General features: G+C 45.9%; 20 protein-coding genes and 2 pseudogenes. 13 read left to right on the top strand and 9 right to left on the bottom strand.

Features of this window, described 5'->3' with window-relative positions:
* Positions 1-297: 297 nt before the first annotated feature.
* The 4 genes from PKI34_06165 to PKI34_06150 form a co-directional block, all read right to left on the bottom strand.
* Positions 298-1170 carry an FkbM family methyltransferase gene (locus PKI34_06165; GenBank protein ID HNS17386.1) on the bottom strand — a complete coding sequence of 291 codons (873 nt, stop codon included), beginning with the start codon at positions 1168-1170 and terminating at the stop codon, positions 298-300.
* A gap of 88 nt (positions 1171-1258) precedes the next feature.
* Positions 1259-1969, bottom strand: coding sequence for a glycosyltransferase family 2 protein (locus PKI34_06160; protein HNS17385.1), 711 nt, complete (start codon positions 1967-1969; stop codon positions 1259-1261).
* A 26-nt stretch (positions 1970-1995) separates the two neighbouring features.
* Positions 1996-2385, bottom strand: a complete 390-nt coding sequence (locus tag PKI34_06155) for a DUF2304 domain-containing protein (protein ID HNS17384.1) — start codon at positions 2383-2385, stop codon at positions 1996-1998.
* Positions 2386-2399: 14 nt separating this feature from the next.
* Positions 2400-3170 carry a glycosyltransferase family 2 protein gene (locus PKI34_06150; GenBank protein ID HNS17383.1) on the bottom strand — a complete coding sequence of 257 codons (771 nt, stop codon included), beginning with the start codon at positions 3168-3170 and terminating at the stop codon, positions 2400-2402.
* Positions 3171-3414: 244 nt separating this feature from the next.
* Here PKI34_06150 and PKI34_06145 point away from each other — a divergent pair, with 244 nt between their 5' ends.
* On the top strand, positions 3415-5301 hold the full coding sequence (locus PKI34_06145) for a tetratricopeptide repeat protein (GenBank protein HNS17382.1): 1887 nt from the start codon (positions 3415-3417) through the stop codon (positions 5299-5301).
* A gap of 62 nt (positions 5302-5363) precedes the next feature.
* On the opposite strand, the gene PKI34_06140 is transcribed toward PKI34_06145, so the two are convergent.
* The 4 genes from PKI34_06140 to PKI34_06125 form a co-directional block, all read right to left on the bottom strand.
* Positions 5364-6173: an SDR family oxidoreductase gene (locus tag PKI34_06140; GenBank protein ID HNS17381.1), complete on the bottom strand. Its 810-nt coding sequence runs from the start codon at positions 6171-6173 to the stop codon at positions 5364-5366.
* A gap of 27 nt (positions 6174-6200) precedes the next feature.
* Complete coding sequence (locus tag PKI34_06135; protein ID HNS17380.1) at positions 6201-7451, bottom strand: GDP-L-fucose synthase; 1251 nt, start codon at positions 7449-7451, stop codon at positions 6201-6203.
* 170 nt (positions 7452-7621) lie between these two features.
* Positions 7622-8737, bottom strand: a complete 1116-nt coding sequence (gene gmd, locus PKI34_06130; GenBank protein HNS17379.1) for a GDP-mannose 4,6-dehydratase — start codon at positions 8735-8737, stop codon at positions 7622-7624.
* A gap of 126 nt (positions 8738-8863) precedes the next feature.
* Positions 8864-9754 (bottom strand): class I SAM-dependent methyltransferase, encoded by an 891-nt coding sequence (locus PKI34_06125; protein HNS17378.1) that lies wholly within the window; start codon positions 9752-9754, stop codon positions 8864-8866.
* A 566-nt stretch (positions 9755-10320) separates the two neighbouring features.
* Here PKI34_06125 and PKI34_06120 point away from each other — a divergent pair.
* From PKI34_06120 to PKI34_06090, 7 genes and pseudogenes are all read left to right on the top strand, one after another.
* On the top strand, positions 10321-10575 hold the full coding sequence (locus tag PKI34_06120) for a type II toxin-antitoxin system prevent-host-death family antitoxin (GenBank protein HNS17377.1): 255 nt from the start codon (positions 10321-10323) through the stop codon (positions 10573-10575).
* On the top strand, positions 10575-10832 hold the full coding sequence (locus tag PKI34_06115) for a Txe/YoeB family addiction module toxin (GenBank protein ID HNS17376.1): 258 nt from the start codon (positions 10575-10577) through the stop codon (positions 10830-10832). Before PKI34_06120 ends, PKI34_06115 begins: the two co-directional genes overlap by 1 nt.
* A 60-nt stretch (positions 10833-10892) precedes the next feature.
* The gene (locus tag PKI34_06110; protein HNS17375.1) at positions 10893-11432 is read left to right on the top strand and encodes an ORF6N domain-containing protein; all 540 of its coding nucleotides are present in this window, start codon (positions 10893-10895) and stop codon (positions 11430-11432) included.
* Positions 11433-12122: 690 nt separating this feature from the next.
* Positions 12123-12413, top strand: a complete 291-nt coding sequence (locus PKI34_06105; GenBank protein HNS17374.1) for a helix-turn-helix transcriptional regulator — start codon at positions 12123-12125, stop codon at positions 12411-12413.
* Positions 12414-12681: 268 nt separating this feature from the next.
* Positions 12682-13031, top strand: a pseudogene (locus PKI34_06100) (type II toxin-antitoxin system RelE/ParE family toxin).
* Positions 13021-13368, top strand: a complete 348-nt coding sequence (locus tag PKI34_06095; protein HNS17373.1) for a helix-turn-helix transcriptional regulator — start codon at positions 13021-13023, stop codon at positions 13366-13368. The pseudogene PKI34_06100 and the gene PKI34_06095 overlap by 11 nt, the downstream one beginning before the upstream one ends.
* A gap of 157 nt (positions 13369-13525) precedes the next feature.
* Positions 13526-13825: pseudogene (locus PKI34_06090) on the top strand (ORF6N domain-containing protein).
* A 695-nt stretch (positions 13826-14520) separates the two neighbouring features.
* Here the strand turns inward: PKI34_06090 and PKI34_06085 are convergent.
* A complete protein-coding gene (locus PKI34_06085) occupies positions 14521-14790 on the bottom strand; it encodes a DUF4160 domain-containing protein (GenBank protein ID HNS17372.1) in 270 nt (89 codons plus the stop codon).
* 406 nt (positions 14791-15196) lie between these two features.
* Here PKI34_06085 and PKI34_06080 point away from each other — a divergent pair, with 406 nt between their 5' ends.
* The 5 genes from PKI34_06080 to PKI34_06060 form a co-directional block, all read left to right on the top strand.
* Positions 15197-15433: a hypothetical protein gene (locus PKI34_06080; GenBank protein ID HNS17371.1), complete on the top strand. Its 237-nt coding sequence runs from the start codon at positions 15197-15199 to the stop codon at positions 15431-15433.
* Between the two features lie 506 nt (positions 15434-15939).
* Positions 15940-16200 carry a hypothetical protein gene (locus tag PKI34_06075; GenBank protein HNS17370.1) on the top strand — a complete coding sequence of 87 codons (261 nt, stop codon included), beginning with the start codon at positions 15940-15942 and terminating at the stop codon, positions 16198-16200.
* Between the two features lie 394 nt (positions 16201-16594).
* A complete protein-coding gene (locus tag PKI34_06070; GenBank protein HNS17369.1) occupies positions 16595-16987 on the top strand; it encodes a hypothetical protein in 393 nt (130 codons plus the stop codon).
* A 135-nt stretch (positions 16988-17122) separates the two neighbouring features.
* Positions 17123-17320: a hypothetical protein gene (locus PKI34_06065; GenBank protein HNS17368.1), complete on the top strand. Its 198-nt coding sequence runs from the start codon at positions 17123-17125 to the stop codon at positions 17318-17320.
* A gap of 881 nt (positions 17321-18201) precedes the next feature.
* Positions 18202-18895, top strand: a 694-nt coding sequence (locus tag PKI34_06060; protein ID HNS17367.1) for a hypothetical protein, incomplete at its 3' end; no start/stop codon positions are given.

Genomic DNA, 18895 nt, shown 5'->3' with positions numbered 1-18895 from the left:
ATATGAAAGCCTTTTATGCTGCCTTTACACTTCATCCAGCACTTTGGTTATGCCAAGCTCCTCCATCAACCTGTCCAGAAGAAGCAAAGAACCATAAAAATAGGCTTGCTTTATATCAAATTGCTGTAATTTTATCACGATGCTTAAATATATAAGACATAATCAAAAAGTACTATTAACAATCATTTTGTTAATGAAATGTCCACTGCATTCTCAGAAAATTAAAACAAGAAATCCGCATTTTCAAGGGTTTCAGAGCATTAAAAGCTCAACAAGTGTCAAAGTCGGGATTTACTGCTAACCTTCAGAGGACATGTGCTTCGCATGCGTATCATACCACCCGGGTACTGGCCTTTGTAAACGTTTCGACAAGACATTCTGAATAGTATGACCAGCCTTAAAATCCTTCAGGATACCATAATCGCCAAATAATTTGTACAGCAAGAATATGCCTCTGTATTCATTTATAATATTTCTATAATTTTTCCACTCACCTGGAAGTTCCTCGCCAAAAAGGCCACTTGAACCTTCCTGAAAGTGGTAATCCACGTAAGGCCCTACTTTTGTATCAAAAGGCACCAGCTGTTTTGAAATGCCCTCCTGCTGAATCGCCTTGAACCGGTCGTAACCGAGCCGTCTTAAAAGAGCAAATTCTACCTTAAGCTTCTTAAAATGTACTTTTTCAGATTCTATCGACACATAACTTGGCTTAAGGGTAAAAGTCAACAATGTTTTCAGACACACTGTATCCATACCCTCAATATCAATCTTTAAGTAGTAGGGAATGCCATATTCTTCAATACATTGTGAAAAGCTGATGACCGGAACATCAATTATTTCAGAAGATGTTCCTAACGTAGCATTTCGGTCAGCCCATTCACTGGAAATGGTTCCCCATACACTGTTGTTTATGTTTTTATAAAATTTTACAGTTGTACCCATCGTTTCTCCTGCAGGCATATCCGTAATTGCACCATCGACAATATGAAGCTGTGAAGCTTTAATTTCTTCTGCAAACTTTGCCTTGCAATGCATAACGAGGTCGGGATCCGCCTCAAAGCCAATTACCCTGAATCCACGTTTAAGGTAATAGGCTGTGTCTTCACCTCTGTGCATTCCAACATCAAATATAAGATCATTGTATTTTTTAATATATTGTTTATTAGACATTTATGATATCATTTTTATAAGTATTCTTTTTGTTTGGAAAATGCCCTGCTCCTGCCTTCCTCCGGTAAACCTGTGATAAAGAGCATTTCTATCTGGCGATTCCCGGTCTCAGCGCCGTCATGATCATGCCCAGCGAAACCTTGGTCATGTAGTAGGGACTGTTGAAGATCGTGATCGAAGAGATCCCTCCCTGGCGTTTCTGCATTGAAGTGGAAACTTCTTTGATACGGAAATGATTCCTCCCCAGCAGAACGACTGCCTCGGGCTCGGGATAATCACCGGGATAACGGTCGGCAAGGAATTCGATGGCCCTTCGGTTATAGGCGCGAAATCCCGACGTGGGATCCGTGATCCGCTGATGGATCAGCAATAAACCTAACCATTCAAAGATGCGGATGCCAAACCGCCGGCTCCAGGTGGACCTGTACCCGTCGTTCTTTTCCAGAAACCTCGACCCGATCGCAACATCGGCCTCATCACTCAACACGGGCCCCAGCAGCTTGCTGATCTCCTCAGCCTGATGCTGTCCATCGGCATCAAACTGAACGACATACGAATACCCGCTCCGGCAGGCATATTTAAAACCGGTCTGTATCGCCCCCCCAATGCCCAGGTTGAAGGGCAAATCAATCACCCCGGCCTTTCCTCCTATCCCTGCCAGCTCCCCTGTCCGGTCTTCCGAAGCATCATTGATCACCAGAACGTCCCACCCTCTCCCTTCCTCCGTGAGCATTTCCAGCACCTGCACGATGTTTGCCTCTTCATTGAATGCCGGGACCAGTATCAGAATCGGATTCATAGGTTTCGATCAACAGAATGAATGTTTTAACTTCCCTTCCGTTCTTCCAGCTCTTTGATCTTTAAACGCAAAATGCCCACCTCCTGGTTCAGCTTTTTGCTCTGATCGGAAAGCCTGGAAATGATGACGGAAAACTGAATCAGGATAAAAAAAATCGCGATCAGCAGCAACAGGAACAGGGCCGCGGGCGCATAGGCAATGCCAACCACCCGGGCCAGGATCTCCAGTGCTTCCCTGAAAACGGAAAAAACCAGGAAGACAATCCCGAAGATCAACCATAAAAGGGAATATTCCTCTTTAATCTTTTTGTTCCGGATCAGTACAAGTATCAGTGCAAGCAACAAGATACTGCCGGCGATGGCAATGTACTGGATCCTGCTGGTTTGAACCTCCGAGAGGATCAGCATCTCATTCATGGCAATGTATTTGGTCAACTACCGAAAAACTTCATGATCCGATACAATCCGATGATCTTCACCGTGTTCAGCTTATGGATGAAGCACACGAACCAGCCCTTGTCCATTTTTTTCACCACCTCGTACCCTTCGAGAAACTGCTTCCGGAAATCCATCTCACTTTTGGTGCCTGCATGACGACGAAAACAGGCCAGGTACGAATGGATCACGCCGGCAGGATAAATGGCTCCCATACGCAGCCACATCTCGTAATCCATCGTATAATGCAGGTCAGGATTGGTATGCCCCAGTTCTGCCAGCACCTCTTTCCTGAAAAATACGGCAGGCTGTGAGATATAGTTTTCCATCAGCAACCATTTATAGCTGAACTTTCTGGAAATCAAGTTTTTATAAAAAGTAACCATCCGGCGGATCTCCCGGTCATTTTCATCAATGATCCGGCACCGCCCATACACCCATTTTTTTTCAGGATGCTTTTGAAAAAAATCCTTCACTTTTTGCAACGTCCCCGGCAGATAACAGTCATCCGAGTTCAACCATCCGATGATCTCCCCGCCGGATAGGGCCAAACCCTGGTTGATGGCATCCGACTGCCCATTGTCCCTGGCAGAAAACCACCGGATCCTCCCCTCGTAACGCTTTAAAATATCCAGCGTCCCGTCGGTGGATCCCCCATCCATCACAATGTATTCAACCCCGTCATCCGCGGCCTGGTCCAAAACGCTCCGGATAGTTCTTTCAATATACCGTTGCTGGTTGTAGGAAGGCGTTATAATGGTTATCATAAGTTCCGCTGGCACTTTCAGGATGCATCGTTCCAAATCCGTCACGAAAACTAAACGTAAAGGTATAACATTATTTTTTCGCCAGGCAAAAAACACATCGCGGAGGTAAACGATTTCCTGCGAAGCCTTCACCCGTGATCGATCAGAGTGAAACAAAAAAATTTTACATTTGACACGACGTAAATGAATTGGCAATAATCAGTCTTTTCTCTGAATAACGATCACCGTGGTTAAGACATTGGCAATGAACAAATGGATCGTTCTGTTCCTGTTGACCGCCGCAGCATTTATGATCTATGCCACCACCATCCGTTCGGAGTTCCTTTTTGATGACATTTCGGGGATCACCGCCAAACCGAGGCTGACCACGTTCAAAACCTTCACCGAACTCAGCTACTGGACGAACCTCGACCACCGCCCGGTGTCGGAGCTGACTTTTGCCGTGAATTATTTTTTCGGTAAATACAATGTTACCGGTTACCACCTGGTGAACATCCTGATTCACATCCTCAACGGATGGCTGGTTTACCTGCTTTTGTCAAAGCTGCTGTCTTTTAAAACACTGATCGATAAAATACCCTTTCAGCACAGGCACCTTGTCGCACTTTTCATCGCCCTGTTGTTCATAACGCATCCCATTCAGACACAGGCCGTCAGCTACACCATCCAGCGAATGACCATCCTCTCGTCGTTGTTCTATCTTCTGGCAGTTTACCTTTACCTGCAGGGACGGCTGGAGTACCTGCAAAATCAGAAACGGGCCAAAAGCGTTGCAATGCTCGTTCTCGCCTTGTTTTCCGGCTTGCTGGCCATCCTTTCCAAACAGGACGCCATCACGTTCCCGGCTGCCTTTGCCCTGGTGGAGCTGTTCTTCATCCGGACAAAAGACGGAAAGCCCTGCCGGAGGTACCTCACCGCATTCCTTTCCTTCATTGGCCTGGTACTGCTTCTGATCGTCATCACCGGTCATCTCCCCTCCGAAACGGAAACGATCACGCGAAAAGATTACCTGCTGACCCAGTTCCGGGTGATCATCAAATACATCCAGCTTCTATTCGTTCCTGTCAATCAGAATATTGACTACGATTTAGAGCTTTCGACGACCTTATGGAGCTTCCCTGTCATCGCCAGTCTTTTGTTCATCCTTGCGTTACTGGCAGCAGGAGTGATCCTTTACAGGAAGAAAAGGCTGATCTCCTTCGGGATCATCTGGTTTTTCCTGACCCTTTCCGTCACCTCTTCGTTCATACCGATCAATGATGTCCTGTTTGAGCACAGGTTGTACCTGCCCATCATTGGCTTCAACATTGCCGTGGTGTATGCCGGTGCATATTTCCTGGCCGCGAAACACAGAACGCTCCTGGTGGTCCTTCTGACACTGATCGTGCTGGCCTGTTCCGCCGGATCAAACCGAAGGAACCAGGTTTGGAAATCAGAATATGCCCTCTGGAAAGACAGTGCTTCAAAATCACCGCGGAACCCAAGGCCCTGGAATAACCTGGGAGTGGCGCTTCAGCATATGGGCAGGACCGGGGAAGCCAAAAAAGCTTTTAAACATTCACTTCAGGTTGACTCATCTTATACATTGGCAATCAATAATCTGGGATATCTTTATTATACAGAAGGAGACCTGCAGACTGCCTTCAATCTGTTTTCCAGTGCCATCCTCCTGGATTCAGCCTACACCGATGCATTGAACAACGCCGGAGGAGCCCTGGTCAAATTGAAACGCGCACAGGAAGCAATCGTCTTATACGAAAGGGCGATCCGGTCGGCAGCCGATTATGGCAATTCCTACCATAACATGGCCATAGCGTATATGCATATGAATGAATTCGGGAAAGCCCTCGAAACCATCAACCGGTATCTCGCCATCAAGCCCGATGATCCCGACGGGCTCGTCTGGCTTGGTGAATGCTACTATTATATGCAAAAATTCCCGGAGGCAATTCAGGCATACGAGCGATCCATTCGGCTGGCACCGGAATCCCCTGCCGGCCTCACCGGTCTGGGCAATGTGTACAGGGCGATGGGAGATACCGGTAAAGCGCGTGATTGCTACATCCGTGCCCTGCGGATCAATCCCACCTACGAGCCTGCGCGGTCGGGGTTGGAGCGGATGGGGAAATAGTTGGCGGTCGGCAGTCAGGCTTAACGCGTGGCGTAAATAGTCATGCGGTGCAGGATGGGACATCATTTAAAAGGCGAATCGGGCTCCTTGGCCATATGCTCGTAGGCCAGCCTGTCGACCAGGGAAGGGCAGAACTTGTTGAGGAACACGGTAAACTTACCTTCCAGGAATGTCAGGATCAGCGACCGTTTTCGTTTTTCGATCGCCCGCACGATCCGCCGCGCCGCCTCTTCCGCGGTCATCATCTTTCCTTCATCGCGTGGCGTCGTCCCCTGTGGCGTTCCATCGGCGGTAAGCGACAGGTTTCGGATGTTGGAACTGGTAAACCCCGGAGCGGCCACCAGCACGTGCAGCCCCTTTTTACGGTTCTCGCACCGCAGCGTATCCAGAAAACCGCGTATGGCAAATTTGGAAGCCGCATAGCCTGTGCGCCCCGGCAGCCCTATGTACCCCGCAACCGAAATAATGCCAACGACCGATCCCCTTGACTGAAGCAAATGTGGCAAGGCGTACTTGGTACAATAAACTGTTCCCCAAAAGTTTACATCCATCAATTGATGCAACACTTTAAGGTCCAGATCCTCAAACAGCGCCCGCATGGAAATGCCCGCGTTGTTGATGAGCACATCTACGCGTCCAAAGGCTTCGACCGTTTTCTGCACCAGGTTCCGGCACTCGTCTTCCCTGGACACATCGGTTGGAACGGCAATGGATGTGACGCCCCGGCGGGAGAAGTCGCGGACCATTTCCTCCAGTTTTTGGCCGTTTCGGGCTCCCAGGGCGAGTACGGCCCCCCTTTGGGCCAGTTCACTGGCCAGCGCGAAGCCGATGCCCGAGGAGGCACCGGTGATGATGATCACGTTATCCTTCATAGAAGATCAAATAGCAAAGAGTAAAGTTCAAAAATCAAAATTTATATAGTCACGATATACTTCCCGGATTCCCTCTTCGAGTCCGATGCTCGGGTGCCAGCCGAGGTTGTTTATTTTCGAAACATCCATAAGCTTTCTTGGTGTACCGTCGGGTTTAGAGGGATCGAAACGGATCTCTCCCCGGAATCCGATGGTTTCGCTGACCAGGAGCGCCAGTTCTTTGATGGTCAGGTCGGTGCCGCTTCCGATGTTCAGGTGGCTGTACACCGCTTCCGGCCGCCCGTCCCTGTCCCGTATCACGGTCCGGATGTCGCCCGCGTGGAGCTTTTCCATCACGAACAGCACCGCTCTTGCCAGGTCGTCCACGTGGAGGAATTCCCGCCGCGGCGTCCCCGTGCCCCATAGCGTCAGCGTCACCGCGCCGCGGGGATCTTTCCGGATGCCATAGGCCGATAGTGTCACAAGGATGTCTTCTGCATGCTGCAGATCCTTTGTCGCTGCACTCCTCAGGACACGCTCCTGACTTCCGGCTGCTGATCCCGACTTTCGTCGGGACGTCGCTTCGCTCCGCTGCTGACCTGCCGACCGTTGACCTGCTGACCGCTGACCTGCCGACCGCTGACCTGCTGACCGCTGACCTGCCGACCGCTGACCTGCAAGATCTCTTTGGATTGCGGTAAAATCACCTTCCTCCAGGCACCGTGCAAGGTAGATCTTACGGATGAGGGCGGGGAGGACGTGGGAATGCTCGAAATCGTACTGATCGTTCGGGCCGTAAAGGTTGGTGGGCATTACCGGGATGAAGTCACAGCCATATTGATCGTTGTAGGCCTCGCACATCTTGATGCCTGCGATCTTGGCAATGGCGTAGGGCTCGTTGGTATATTCCAGCAGTCCCGTAAGCAGTTGCTCCTCGCTGATCGGCTGGGTGGCATATTTGGGATAGATGCAGCTGCTGCCGAGGAACAGGAGTTTTTTCACTCCGTGCACATAGCTCTGGTGAAGGATGTTGTTCTGGATCATCAGGTTCTCAAAGATGAACTGAGCACGGTAGGTATTGTTGGCCACGATCCCCCCCACCCGTGCTGCTGCCAGAAAGACATATTCCGGTTTTTCCTTTACAAAGAAAGCCGCCACTGCCTGCTGATCGGTCAGATCCAGCTCAGGGTGGGATCGCATCACCAGGTTCCCGTAACCGCTGCCGGCCAGGCACCTGACGATCGCCGACCCTACCATTCCCCGGTGTCCCGCGATGTATATTCTACTTCTGTGATTCATAGCAGTCTTATGTTCAATCGGCAATCGGTAATCTGCAATCGGTAATCTGTAATTTCTCTCTCCTCTCTCCTCTCTCCTTTCTCCTTTCTCCTCTCTCCTCTCTCCTTTCTCCTCTCTCCTTTCTCCTCTCTCCTTTCTCCTCTCTCCTCTCTCCTCTCTCCTCTCTCCTCTCACTCAAAGTATCCCATCACCTCGTACCCGTGATCTTTCAGGAACAGTTCTTTCTTCATCAGGGCAATGTCCGATTCCATCATTTCCCGCACCAGGTCCGCAAGCGTGCATTCCGGTTCCCAGCCGAGTTCACGGCGGGCTTTCGAGGCGTCGCCCTGGAGGATATCCACTTCCGTGGGACGGTAATATTTTTTATCAACCTCAACGACAACGGTGCCTTTATCCAGCTGATATTCAGGATTATGACAGGCAATGACGATCCCGGTCTCCTCCTCACCCCTGCCGGTGAATTCAAGCTCGATGCCTATTTCGCTGAAAGCCATCCTGACAAGTTCTCTAACCTCCGTAGCGACGCCCGTGGCGATGATGTAATCATCCGGCTGGTCCTGTTGCAGCATCAGGTGCATTGCTTTCACAAAATCCCTGGCGTGGCCCCAGTCGCGCCGTGCCGAAAGGTTGCCCACGAACAGCCGGTCCTGAATTCCGAGTGCGATGCGCGCCGCGGCGCGGGTGATCTTACGGGTGACAAACGTCTCGCCGCGGATGGGTGACTCGTGGTTGAACAGGATCCCGTTACAGGCAAAGATCCCGTAGGCTTCCCGGTAGTTCACCGTGATCCAGTAGGCGTAGAGTTTGGCCACGCCATAGGGGCTGCGGGGACAGAAGGGCGTTGCCTCGGTCTGGGGGATCTCAGCTGCATTGCCGAACAATTCCGATGTGGAGGCCTGGTAGAAGCGTGTCTTCTTCTCCAATTTCAGCAGCCGGATGGCCTCCAGCAGGCGGAGTGTCCCCAGTGCGTCGGCATTCGCCGTATACTCCGCCGTTTCAAAGCTCACCTGGACGTGCGACTGGGCGGCCAGGTTATAGATCTCATCCGGCTGTATCTCCTGTACGATGCGGATCAGGTTGGTCGAGTCCGTCAGATCGCCATAATGCAGGATGAAGTTCTTATTATCCAGGTGCGGATCCTGGTACAGGTGATCGATGCGCTGGGTGTTGAACATCGAGCTCCGGCGCTTGATCCCGTGAACCGTGTAATTCTTTTTCAGAAGGTATTCTGCCAGGTACGCGCCATCCTGGCCAGTTATTCCGGTGATCAGTGCCACTTTCATCAGTGCGGTTTTTTGGGGATGAAGGCGCTAAGATACGAAAATAATGAAAGAACCTGGTTTCGCGTTTCGGGTTTCGTTTTCAGGATATTGCGCAGGGTGCAGGTGTTATCTTACAGGATTTCGACGCTATTATTTCATTGCAATAAAAAGAGGCCTGAGCCCTCCTAAATAACCAAATCTCGATGACCAATAAAAAATTACCTCCACGCTTTCAAATCCTATTGCATTGGTGTCGTATATGAATTGCCAGCCAAAATTATGAAAGCAAAGACTGCCTGTACTTATTGGATCACCGTGCCATTCCTCAGGGAGTATATGAACAATATTGCCATCATCATCCAAATATGCTCTTAAAATATTATTTTCCTGATAGGGATAAAAAGGAATGGAAAAAAAAAGTGTGCCATCTTTCTTTAAACACCGGAAGCACTCCTTCAATGCTTTTTTATAATCGTAGATATGTTCAAAACAATCAAAGGTCAGAATATAGTCAAAGGCATCCCGGTCGAACGTGAGGTCACAAAGATCCTCATTTCTGATTCCCGGAAAATTGTCAGCGATGAATTTCCCTGGCTTACCCAGAAACTCACTCCCTATTACATAAGGAAATTTTCTTTTCAGTAATCTGAATAAGGGGGTTGTTTGTTCGGTTATATAGATGCTGGAAGTTGTGTCAGGATTTATTTTGGTACATAAGAAATGATAAATTGACCGCACTCTGGCATATAGGAGACAATGGGGACAAATTAACCGCTCTCTTAAATTTGGAATGAAGATCCCATTACGAAGAAATGAATATTCATAATCAACAGATAAATCGACTGCTTCATTGCAAACCCAGCAAATCCCATTAAAAGTATATTGATCATTCTTATTTTCTAACAGGGTATTTTCAAGTTGCTCAATTTTATTGATTAAATCTTTTTCTTTCGAACACAGCATCCTGAATTCAGCAAAATCATGAACACTGAATGCATATAATTCATCATTTATACAATCAAAATATTGATTTTCATTCAATTGCATAAATTTGAATTTGGTTTGATATTGTTTTCCACCAAACAGTAGCACAAATATACATTGATTCTATTTTAAGATGCCACGCAAACTTTTAATCCCGGACAAGGACGAGAATCGGGTCACATTTCTCCCTTTTCCGTATTAACAGTTATAAAATCGGCTATCTGCTATCAGCAATCTGCGATCTAATCGGCGATCTAAATCGGCAATCGGCTATCAAATCGGCAATCGGCAATCGGCTATCGGCTATCTAAATCGGCCATCGGCTATCAGTAATCTGAATTGACAGACTGCAAGTTACCCATAGCCGATTGCAGATTTAGCTTGCCGATTGCAGATTTAGATTGCAGATTACAGATTTAGATTGCTGATTACAGATTGCTGATCGCCGATTCAGATTGCCGATCGCCGATTAACAGGGTCACATTTCCCCCCCTTTCCGTATTAACAAATATAAACCGGGTACAATTATTCCAAGTCCTGTGAAGAAAAAAAACGATAACACGAATAAGTTATCATTTAAGTACGTATATTTGTACTTATTTAATAACTTATTGAAAAAGAAAATGAAAGCGACCAATTTCACAGAGTTCAGGACTCAGCTGAAAAAATACCTCGATGAGGTTGAAAATGATAATGAAATCCTGATCATTAAGCGAAGCAACGGCGATGGCGCTGTCCTGATCTCGTTAAATGAGTACAATTCGTTAATGGAGACCGTTCATCTGCTGAGTTCAAAAGCCAATGCGGATCGGTTATATGAATCTATACGGCAAATGAAGGAAGGCGATGTTGTTCACAAAGATTTAACAACAGACTGATGCGAATCACCTTTGCCCTTAATGCATGGGAGGATTACACCTCATGGCAGTCGGAGGATAGAAAGATCCTGAAAAAGGTCAATGAATTAATTAAGGATATTGAACGATCTCCTTATGAAGGCCTGGGAAAGCCGGAGCCACTGAAATATGACCTGGCCGGATTATGGTCACGCCGCATCGACCGGGAGCACCGGCTGGTTTACAGGGTGAATGACAATGAGATCCTTATTTACAGCTGCAGGTTTCATTACGATTGACCCCGGGGAACATTTCCCACTCTTTCCGGATTAACAATTATAAAACTGTTAACTGTAAACATGACACAGGATAAAAGTCGACTTATTGTACCGGATGAAGTCGTAATGACCAAAATATACTTCATCCGAGGAGAAAAGGTAATGATAGACAGCGACTTAGCTCAACTATACGAAGTTGAAACGAGACGCCTTAATGAACAGGTCAGAAGAAACAGGGATCGATTTCCTGAAGATTTTATGTTCCTACTGACACAAGAGGAATTTGACAACTTGAAGTCGCAAATTGCGACTTCAAGTTGGGGAGGCAAACGGAAATTACCCTATGCGTTTACAGAACATGGGGTACTTATGTTATCCAGTGTCCTGAACAGCGACAGAGCAGTGAAAGTTAATATTCAGATCATGCGCATCTATAGCAGATTACGTCACTTGCTGCTTACACATAAAGATGTTTTGTTAAGACTTGAAAAAATTGAGCACACACTTGTGGGTCATGATCGTAAAATTCTCTTGATATTCAACTATATCAAACAATTAGAAAAATCACGGCAACAGCAGGAAGATCAAACCAATCGTAAAAAGATTGGATTTAAGCGGTAATAAATCGGCTGTCAGCAATCAGTAATCAGCAATCAGCTATCAGCAATCTGCGATCTAATCGGCGATCTAAATCGGCAATCGGCTATCGGCTATCAGTAATCTGAATTTCCAGATTGCTGATTACTGATTACTGATTACTGATTGCAGATTTAGATTGCCGATTACAGATTGCCGATTGCAGATTTAGCTTGCTGATTACAGATTGCAGATCGCCGATTGACAGGGTCACATTTCCCCCCTTTTCGTATTAACAGATGTAATTAACTGCGAACAGCAAACCTCGATTTCGCAGTTTTAAATAAAGTATTACAGATGAGATATTAACTAATTAGTTAATTTTGTTATGAAACGATCTATTTACGTTTTCAAAAATTACTTTCTGGAGTTCTTTGAAAAACAAGATCTTAAAACACAAAGGAAAATCGAGATCACGATGGATTTAATCCGGTATGAGGAACGAATTCCGGCGAATTTTTTCAAACACATCCGAGGCACAAATGGAATTTATGAGATCAGGATTTCAACATCCCATCGGAATATCCGGATATTCTGTTTTTTTGACAAGGATGACCGGATTATTATCATGAATTGCATCGTCAAAAAATCAGGAAAAATACGTACAGGTGAACTGAAACAGGCAATTTTAATCAGAAGGAATTATTTCATGGAACAATCCAATATTGACAGAAAATGAAAAAAATTACAGATTTCGAAGAATTGTTAACACGAAAATACGGACCCAGAGGCACACCGGAAAGAGAGCTTTATGAAAAAGAAGCACTCGCGTTTCGACTGGGAATTATGCTTAAAGAAGAACGTAAGAAAGCGAAACTCACCCAGCTTGATCTTGCTAATCGAACCGGCACCAGGAAAAGCTATATTTCAAGAATTGAAAGAGGGAAAAGCGACATCCAGGTATCTACTTTTCACAGGCTGGTAGAGTACGGACTGGGAAAAAACCTGGTAATTGAAATTGTATAAATCAGTGTCAATCCGCCCAACTGATCAGGATGGCTCAGGGTAACATTTTCTATCTTTCCGGATTAACAGATATGAATAATTGCGAACTGCAATCCTCGCTTTCGCGAGGACAAGCAGCAAACTGCAAATCGAAGCGAATCGGAGATCCCGACTTGCCGGGATTGCAAATTGAAGTTTGACGTTTGTCGTTTGCAGTTCGCTGTTCACCGTTTTAAAAATAGTTATTGTTAAATTGTAACTTATTAGTTACATTTGCAAAGGAGCCGAGTTGGAAAGGATACGGCATATTGTCGCTTATAAGGACCATTTTGAAAAATTCCTTGTCAAGCAACCAGAAAGAGTCAGGATTAAGATTTATAAAATCTTAAATCTTATAGAGTATGAACAAAAGGTACCAGAAAAATATATTAAACATATTGAAGGAACAAATGGTCTTTATGAAACCAGGGTTTCAATTGGGAATCAGCAATGGAGAGTGTTTTGTTTTTTGACAGTGGTAAGCTGGTGATTCTTCTAACCGGCTTTCAAAAGAAATCTGCAAAAACCCAAAAAAGAGAAATTGAAAGGGCTTTGCGACTTAGAAAAGAGTATTTTAAAGAGACAAGAAATGAAAAATAAAAAATCAAACGTAACCACTTGGTCAAAGATCAAAGATCGTCAGTTCGGTAAAATCGGCACACCGCGTCGTGATGAGTTAGAACGGGACTTTGAATCGTTCAGGATAGGGATACTCTTGCGGCAAGCCAGAGAATCAAAACTCATGACTCAGGAACAGTTGGCACAACGAGTGTCCAAAAAAAGAAGCTACATTTCACGTATCGAAAACGATGTAAGCAATATCACGATTAAAACACTTTACGAAATCGTAGAGATCGGACTTGGAGGAAAAGTTCGGATAGAGATTGATTGGAACGAAATTGACCGTTTTAAACTTCAAACTGCGAATAGCGAATAAGAAACGCACCCCTCCCTCCCGCCGTTATCCTTATTTTGGCCGGTTATTACCAGATAGAAGATGGTTGCGGTTGACATTTTGTGCCCCTTTCCAACTCCCGGCTTCAATCGGGACAGGCGGCGATCCCCGCTTCCGCATTAAACTCAATCGGAAGATTATGACAAATGCTATTCTTTCAAGAAACTACATTCCATTGATTTTTGAGCTCAGGGGAATGTTCGTCATGCGGGATGCTGATTTAGCCGTTCTGTACGGGGTTGAAACAAAACGGTTAAAAGAGCAGGTCCGCCGAAATCTCAAGCGATTCCCTGCGGATTTTATGTTTGAGCTTAATAAGGACGAAATTGAATGTTTGAGGTCGCAAATTGCGACCTCAAAACGCGGAGGGACACGGTATGCGCCAATGGCATTTACCGAACAGGGAGTTGCCATGCTTTCTTCCGTTCTGGATCAGAAACTGAACAGGGTTTTTTAAATACCTGCTGGACAAGATCTACGCACTGCACCAGAGAAGTACTGAAAGGAAGCCGGTTGGATTCAGGATCAAAAAATGACGGTCGGCGGTCAGCGGTCAGCGGCCTGTCCCGAGGAACGCAGTGACGAGGGATCAGCAGTCGAACTACCGCGTAGCGGTTAAAGTATTGTAGTCAGCGGTCAGCAGTCGAACTACCGCGTAGCGGTTAAAGTATTGTAGTCAGCGGTCAGCGGTCAGCAGTCGGATTACCGCGTAGCGGTTAAAGTATTGTAGTCAGCAGTCAGCGACCGAACTACCGCGTAGCGGTTAAAGTATTGTAGCAGCAAAAGCGAATAACCCAACCATTTGTATTCCCCGGAGGGGATGGAGAAGGACAGAAAATTATCAGAACTACTCCAACAGCTACGGGATATTAACTATTTCTTTCGTAAAAATATCAGGAACACTATCAAGATATAATGTGTCTGGACACAGATCAAGTTCATTGCTCCACTGGATGCTGCCAAGAAATGGCCGTACTGAATTAAATATATGAAGATCCTTTAATTCAGTAAATTTCCCCCTGTCAAGATAAGGCTTCAGGTCAAAGATTTTAACTTCCTCATTATCAAAAACAAGCAATAAGCGATAGTTTATTTGCGGTTTGACACTTTTAACTCTTGGGAGCATTGAACAGATTATTTTAATGGTTCTATTTTAAAAATATTTTCACCTTTCATCGCCAGTTCCCAGTTTGCCAGAAGTTCTTCCTGATGTATCTCAATCCAGGCCTGAACAAGTTTCATTTTGTTTGATTTAAGTGTTCCTTCTATCAGGGTTCCTTCCGGAATTGAAATAATCGCCTCTTCTTCCTGGTATTTTACATGAATGTGAGGAACATGGTGACGTCTGTTATCAAAGAAATAAAGCGAAACAATAATTCCATAGAACATTGAAATAATGGCCATGTAATAATGATTAATACACAAAATTAAGTATAAAATCAATTTTTTATGAAATATGTCCGGAAAAATTCTGTTTCGACCTTGCATGTCCGAATGCTGGTTATTCAGGGAGGGGTAACATTTACCCCCTCGTTCCAGATCAACAGGTGTATGATCAGCGTTCGGCGGGAGGCAGGAAGCGGGAAGCGGTAGGTGGCCAGCAAACCGAACTACCGCGTAGCGGTTGAAGTATTGTAGAACCAAGCGTCGGATCATTCCATGTCATTCCCCGGAGGGGATAAAGAAGACACATAAAAATCGCAAATTCCATCCCGATTGCAATCGGGATCAAATTCCAAACAAATCACAAGATCCAAATTCCCTGGCTGCTTCATTTTTGCTCCACGGCCGCTTTTTAATTCGTACTTTTTTGAGACCAAAAAAGTACCAAAAAAGTCTTTTTCAGGGCGAGGTTCTCCCGACACCTGGCGGTGTCGGGACCGGGCAGCTCACCCTGCCAAATCCCCGTCGCATGGCTCCGGGTATTTGGTACCACCAGGGCTTCGCTGCCCTGAACTGCGCCCTGAAGTTCAATACATTTCTTGTTCTTTCATCCTTCCTTTCGAATTTCTCCCTGGCCTTCACCTCGATGAATATCCATAGCTGATTGCCGAGGGAGAGGTGGAGCGAGAAGTAGAAGGCGATTTGCGAAAGGAGATCAGATATCAAAAATATTTCTGATCTCCTATTTCCTTTGGAATCTCTCCCTCGCCTTCCACCTCGACTTCTATCTCTGCAATCGTTGATGGACATTCGCTCGGGCCCTGCGGCCGTGGAGCAAAAATGAAGGCTGCCTCGAATTATGAGTCAGCACTCAGCGGCCTGTCCCGAGGAATCCCGCCTGCGGCGGGATGACGAGGGATCAGCAGTCGGCGGTCGGACTACCGCGTAGCGGTTAAAGTATTGTAGTCAGCGGTCGTGCTACCGCGTAGCGGTTAACGTATTGTAGAACAAGGGCGTCGTTTGGAAAATCTCACAATCGGCTATCGGCAGGGTAACATTTTTCCCTTTTTCGTATTAACAGAAAGAAACCTACCGGTAACCATTTTGAATTTTACTTCAAATGTCACTTGAGGCAAGGTGTTGATTATTTTTGCATAAATTACAAATGTCATGGATTCGTCAGAATTAAAAATCGAATTATTCAGAAAGATTGATTCGCTCAGCTCAGAACGATTAAAAAAAGTTTATGGGAAGATCCTCAATTTTCTGAACAGTCAGGATGACACGGAGGAGTGGGATGCACTCACAGGAAGTGAACAACAAGCTCTTCTCGATGGAATCCATCAGCTGGAACAAGGAAAGGTAGTTCCACACGAACAAGTCATAAGGGAAGCCAGGGAAAAATATCAGAAAAATGAAGAGGAAAGTTGAAACGAGCATCGAAATTATCCGGCTCTTCGATACCCGGCAGGATCCCCGGGAACTTAAGTTCAAATAGCGTTTTGCCACGCAGCGCTATAAAATCCCAAATTCCATCCCGATAGCAATCGGGATGGAATTTGTAATTTTCTTATGGATTTGTATCAATAAAGTAAATTTTTATTTACTTTTGCATGAAATGTTCAGAATTATACCGGATTCTGATAGATGATGGCTGGTATGCGATTTCACGGAAAGGATCGCATATCAAAATGAGGCATCCAGTAAAGAAAGGAATCATTGTTTTTTCCGACCATGGCAGTCAGGAAGCCGGTAAGGGCCTTGTACGAAAGACTTTGAAAGTGGCAGGGATCGCCAGACGAAAAGAATCTTAAGAATCACAGACGTGAAGAAACAAACATTCATCATTGAAATAACCGGCACTGGTTTTTCAGCATATGCAGCCGATCTGCCTGTATTCACTACCGGCCGGAATCTCCATGAGTTAAAACTGAACTGCCTGGAAGCTCTTCAGTTATACTACGAAGACATCCATGAGTCCTGTTCCCTTCCAGATATCTCCCTGGAAGTCGATCTGCAACAATTCTTTAAATATTACCATATCATCAATTCCCGGTTTCTTGCCCACCGCATCGGAATGAATGCATCGCTCCTGTCACAATATGTCATGGGGCATAAACACCCCTCTGCAAGACAGACTGAGAAGATCCTTCGTGGTATACAGGAAATTGGGAAGGAGCTGTCGGATATCGGTGCGTTGAGAAGATCCCGGGTGTAATCCCAATAGTGCCGGTGGGCAAATCGCAAATTCCATCCCGATTGCAATCGGGACCAAATTCCAAGCAAATCACAAAATCCAAATTCCCTGGCTGCTTCTTTTTTGCTCCACGGCCGCTTTTTAATTCGTACTTTTTTGAGACCAAAAAAGTACCAAAAAAGTCTTTTTCAGGGCGAGGTTCTCCCGACACCTGGCGGTGTCGGGACCGGGCAGCTCACCCTGCCAAATCCCCGTCGCATGGCTCCGGGTATTTGGTACCACCAGGGCTTCGCTGCCCTGAACTGCGCCCTGAAGTTCAATACATTTCTTGTTCTTTCATCCTTCCTTTCGTAACTCTCCCTCGCCTTCAACCTCTATTTCTACCTGGGTAATCGTTAATGGCTATTCAAGGAGGCCCGTCCTTATGCTTATTTTAGCCGGTTATTGCCAGGATGTTGAATGGCACACCGGGAACATATGTCGCACGTCGCTTTATGAAACAAATCCCGCTGTTGGCCGTAAAAACAGCAGGGCTCGTAAAAAAAATCACGGAATATTTGTATCAGTTGTCAAAATATCTTACTTTTGGCTAAGAAAGTATCACGAATCGAACTTATAAAGATTGATGAGTTGATTTTTGTTATTCATCCATGGGCATGGTGGAGCAAAATGTCAGTCTGACAGAATCGCAGAAGCAGTAGTAGGCAAGAAGTTGGTCATCATTTAACGCACTGTATCGAAGAAAAAAGGACGCACATCGGTTTTTTATCTTCTGTCGTTCCGCATTTTGATTTGCCGGAGCCTTCCAACAATTCAGTGATTTCAGCGTATTTACCGTTGGAGTCGTTGAGAAAGGCATCATGAGGCAAATTGGTCATCGGTATTTATTCCGCACCCGTTTTTCCGGTGGCTTTCCCATCGTTTTCCCGTGGAGTATTTTTGCACGCACGCGTGATCGTTTCCGCCATGCCCGGCGCGCGAACCGATTAATCTGCAATCGGCAATCGGCAAGCGGCTATCTAAATCGGCAATCGGCTACATGTCCTGAGGGCGAAGCCCGAAGGATCAGCAATCGGCGATCTGAATTAACAGATTGCAGATTACAGATTGCCGTTGGCAGATTTAGATCGCTGATCGCCGATTGCAGATTGCAGATTAGATTGCTGATCGCTGATAGCAGATTGCCGATTTATATTGCTGATAGCAGATTGCCGATCATTTAATTCATCCGCCCCTTGTCCACCACCCAACATACGAAACACTCAATCGGGAATCGAGCAGACGGACGAAATAGATCCACTAAGATCGGTTGGGAATATTTTGTTATTTCAGTTTGGGTAGTTTTAATTTTTATAGTATTGCCACCTAGGACTCTTGGGTATTCTAGTATTTTAAAACATAATTGGATTACTAATGATCGATTAAGAAAAGAAATAAAGATAAATTATTTTGATTACTACCTTGGTAACAATAAAGGTGATGATTGTTCTGTTGATGCCGGCGAGGGAGGAATAATTGGGGAATGTAGCGATCAAATTTTCCAAATCAATGCTTCAGTTACAGGTACGGAACCATATACATATGAATGGACAGGGGATGGAGTCAATTACCTGAACTTCACAACGATCGAAGACCCTATCTTTGGCCCTGCCCCAGATGGATCCTATACCCTCACCCTGACTGTAACCGATGATTATGGATGTACAGCCTCCGATAATGTCACAATCATCGTTGCCCCTGCTCCAACAGTTGAGGCCGGTACCGGAGGAACCATTGGCGAATGCGCTTCGGAAACATTCCAGATCGCTGCCTCATCAAGCGGAACAGGACTCGAATTTGCCTGGACAGGTACGGGCACGGCATACCTGAGTTCAACAACGATCGAAGACCCTATCTTTGGCCCTGCCCCAGATGGATCCTATACCCTCA

Source organism: Bacteroidales bacterium, from assembly GCA_035342335.1.
GTDB lineage: Bacteria > Bacteroidota > Bacteroidia > Bacteroidales > JAGONC01 > JAGONC01.
This window is presented reverse-complemented; position numbering and strand designations above follow the sequence as displayed.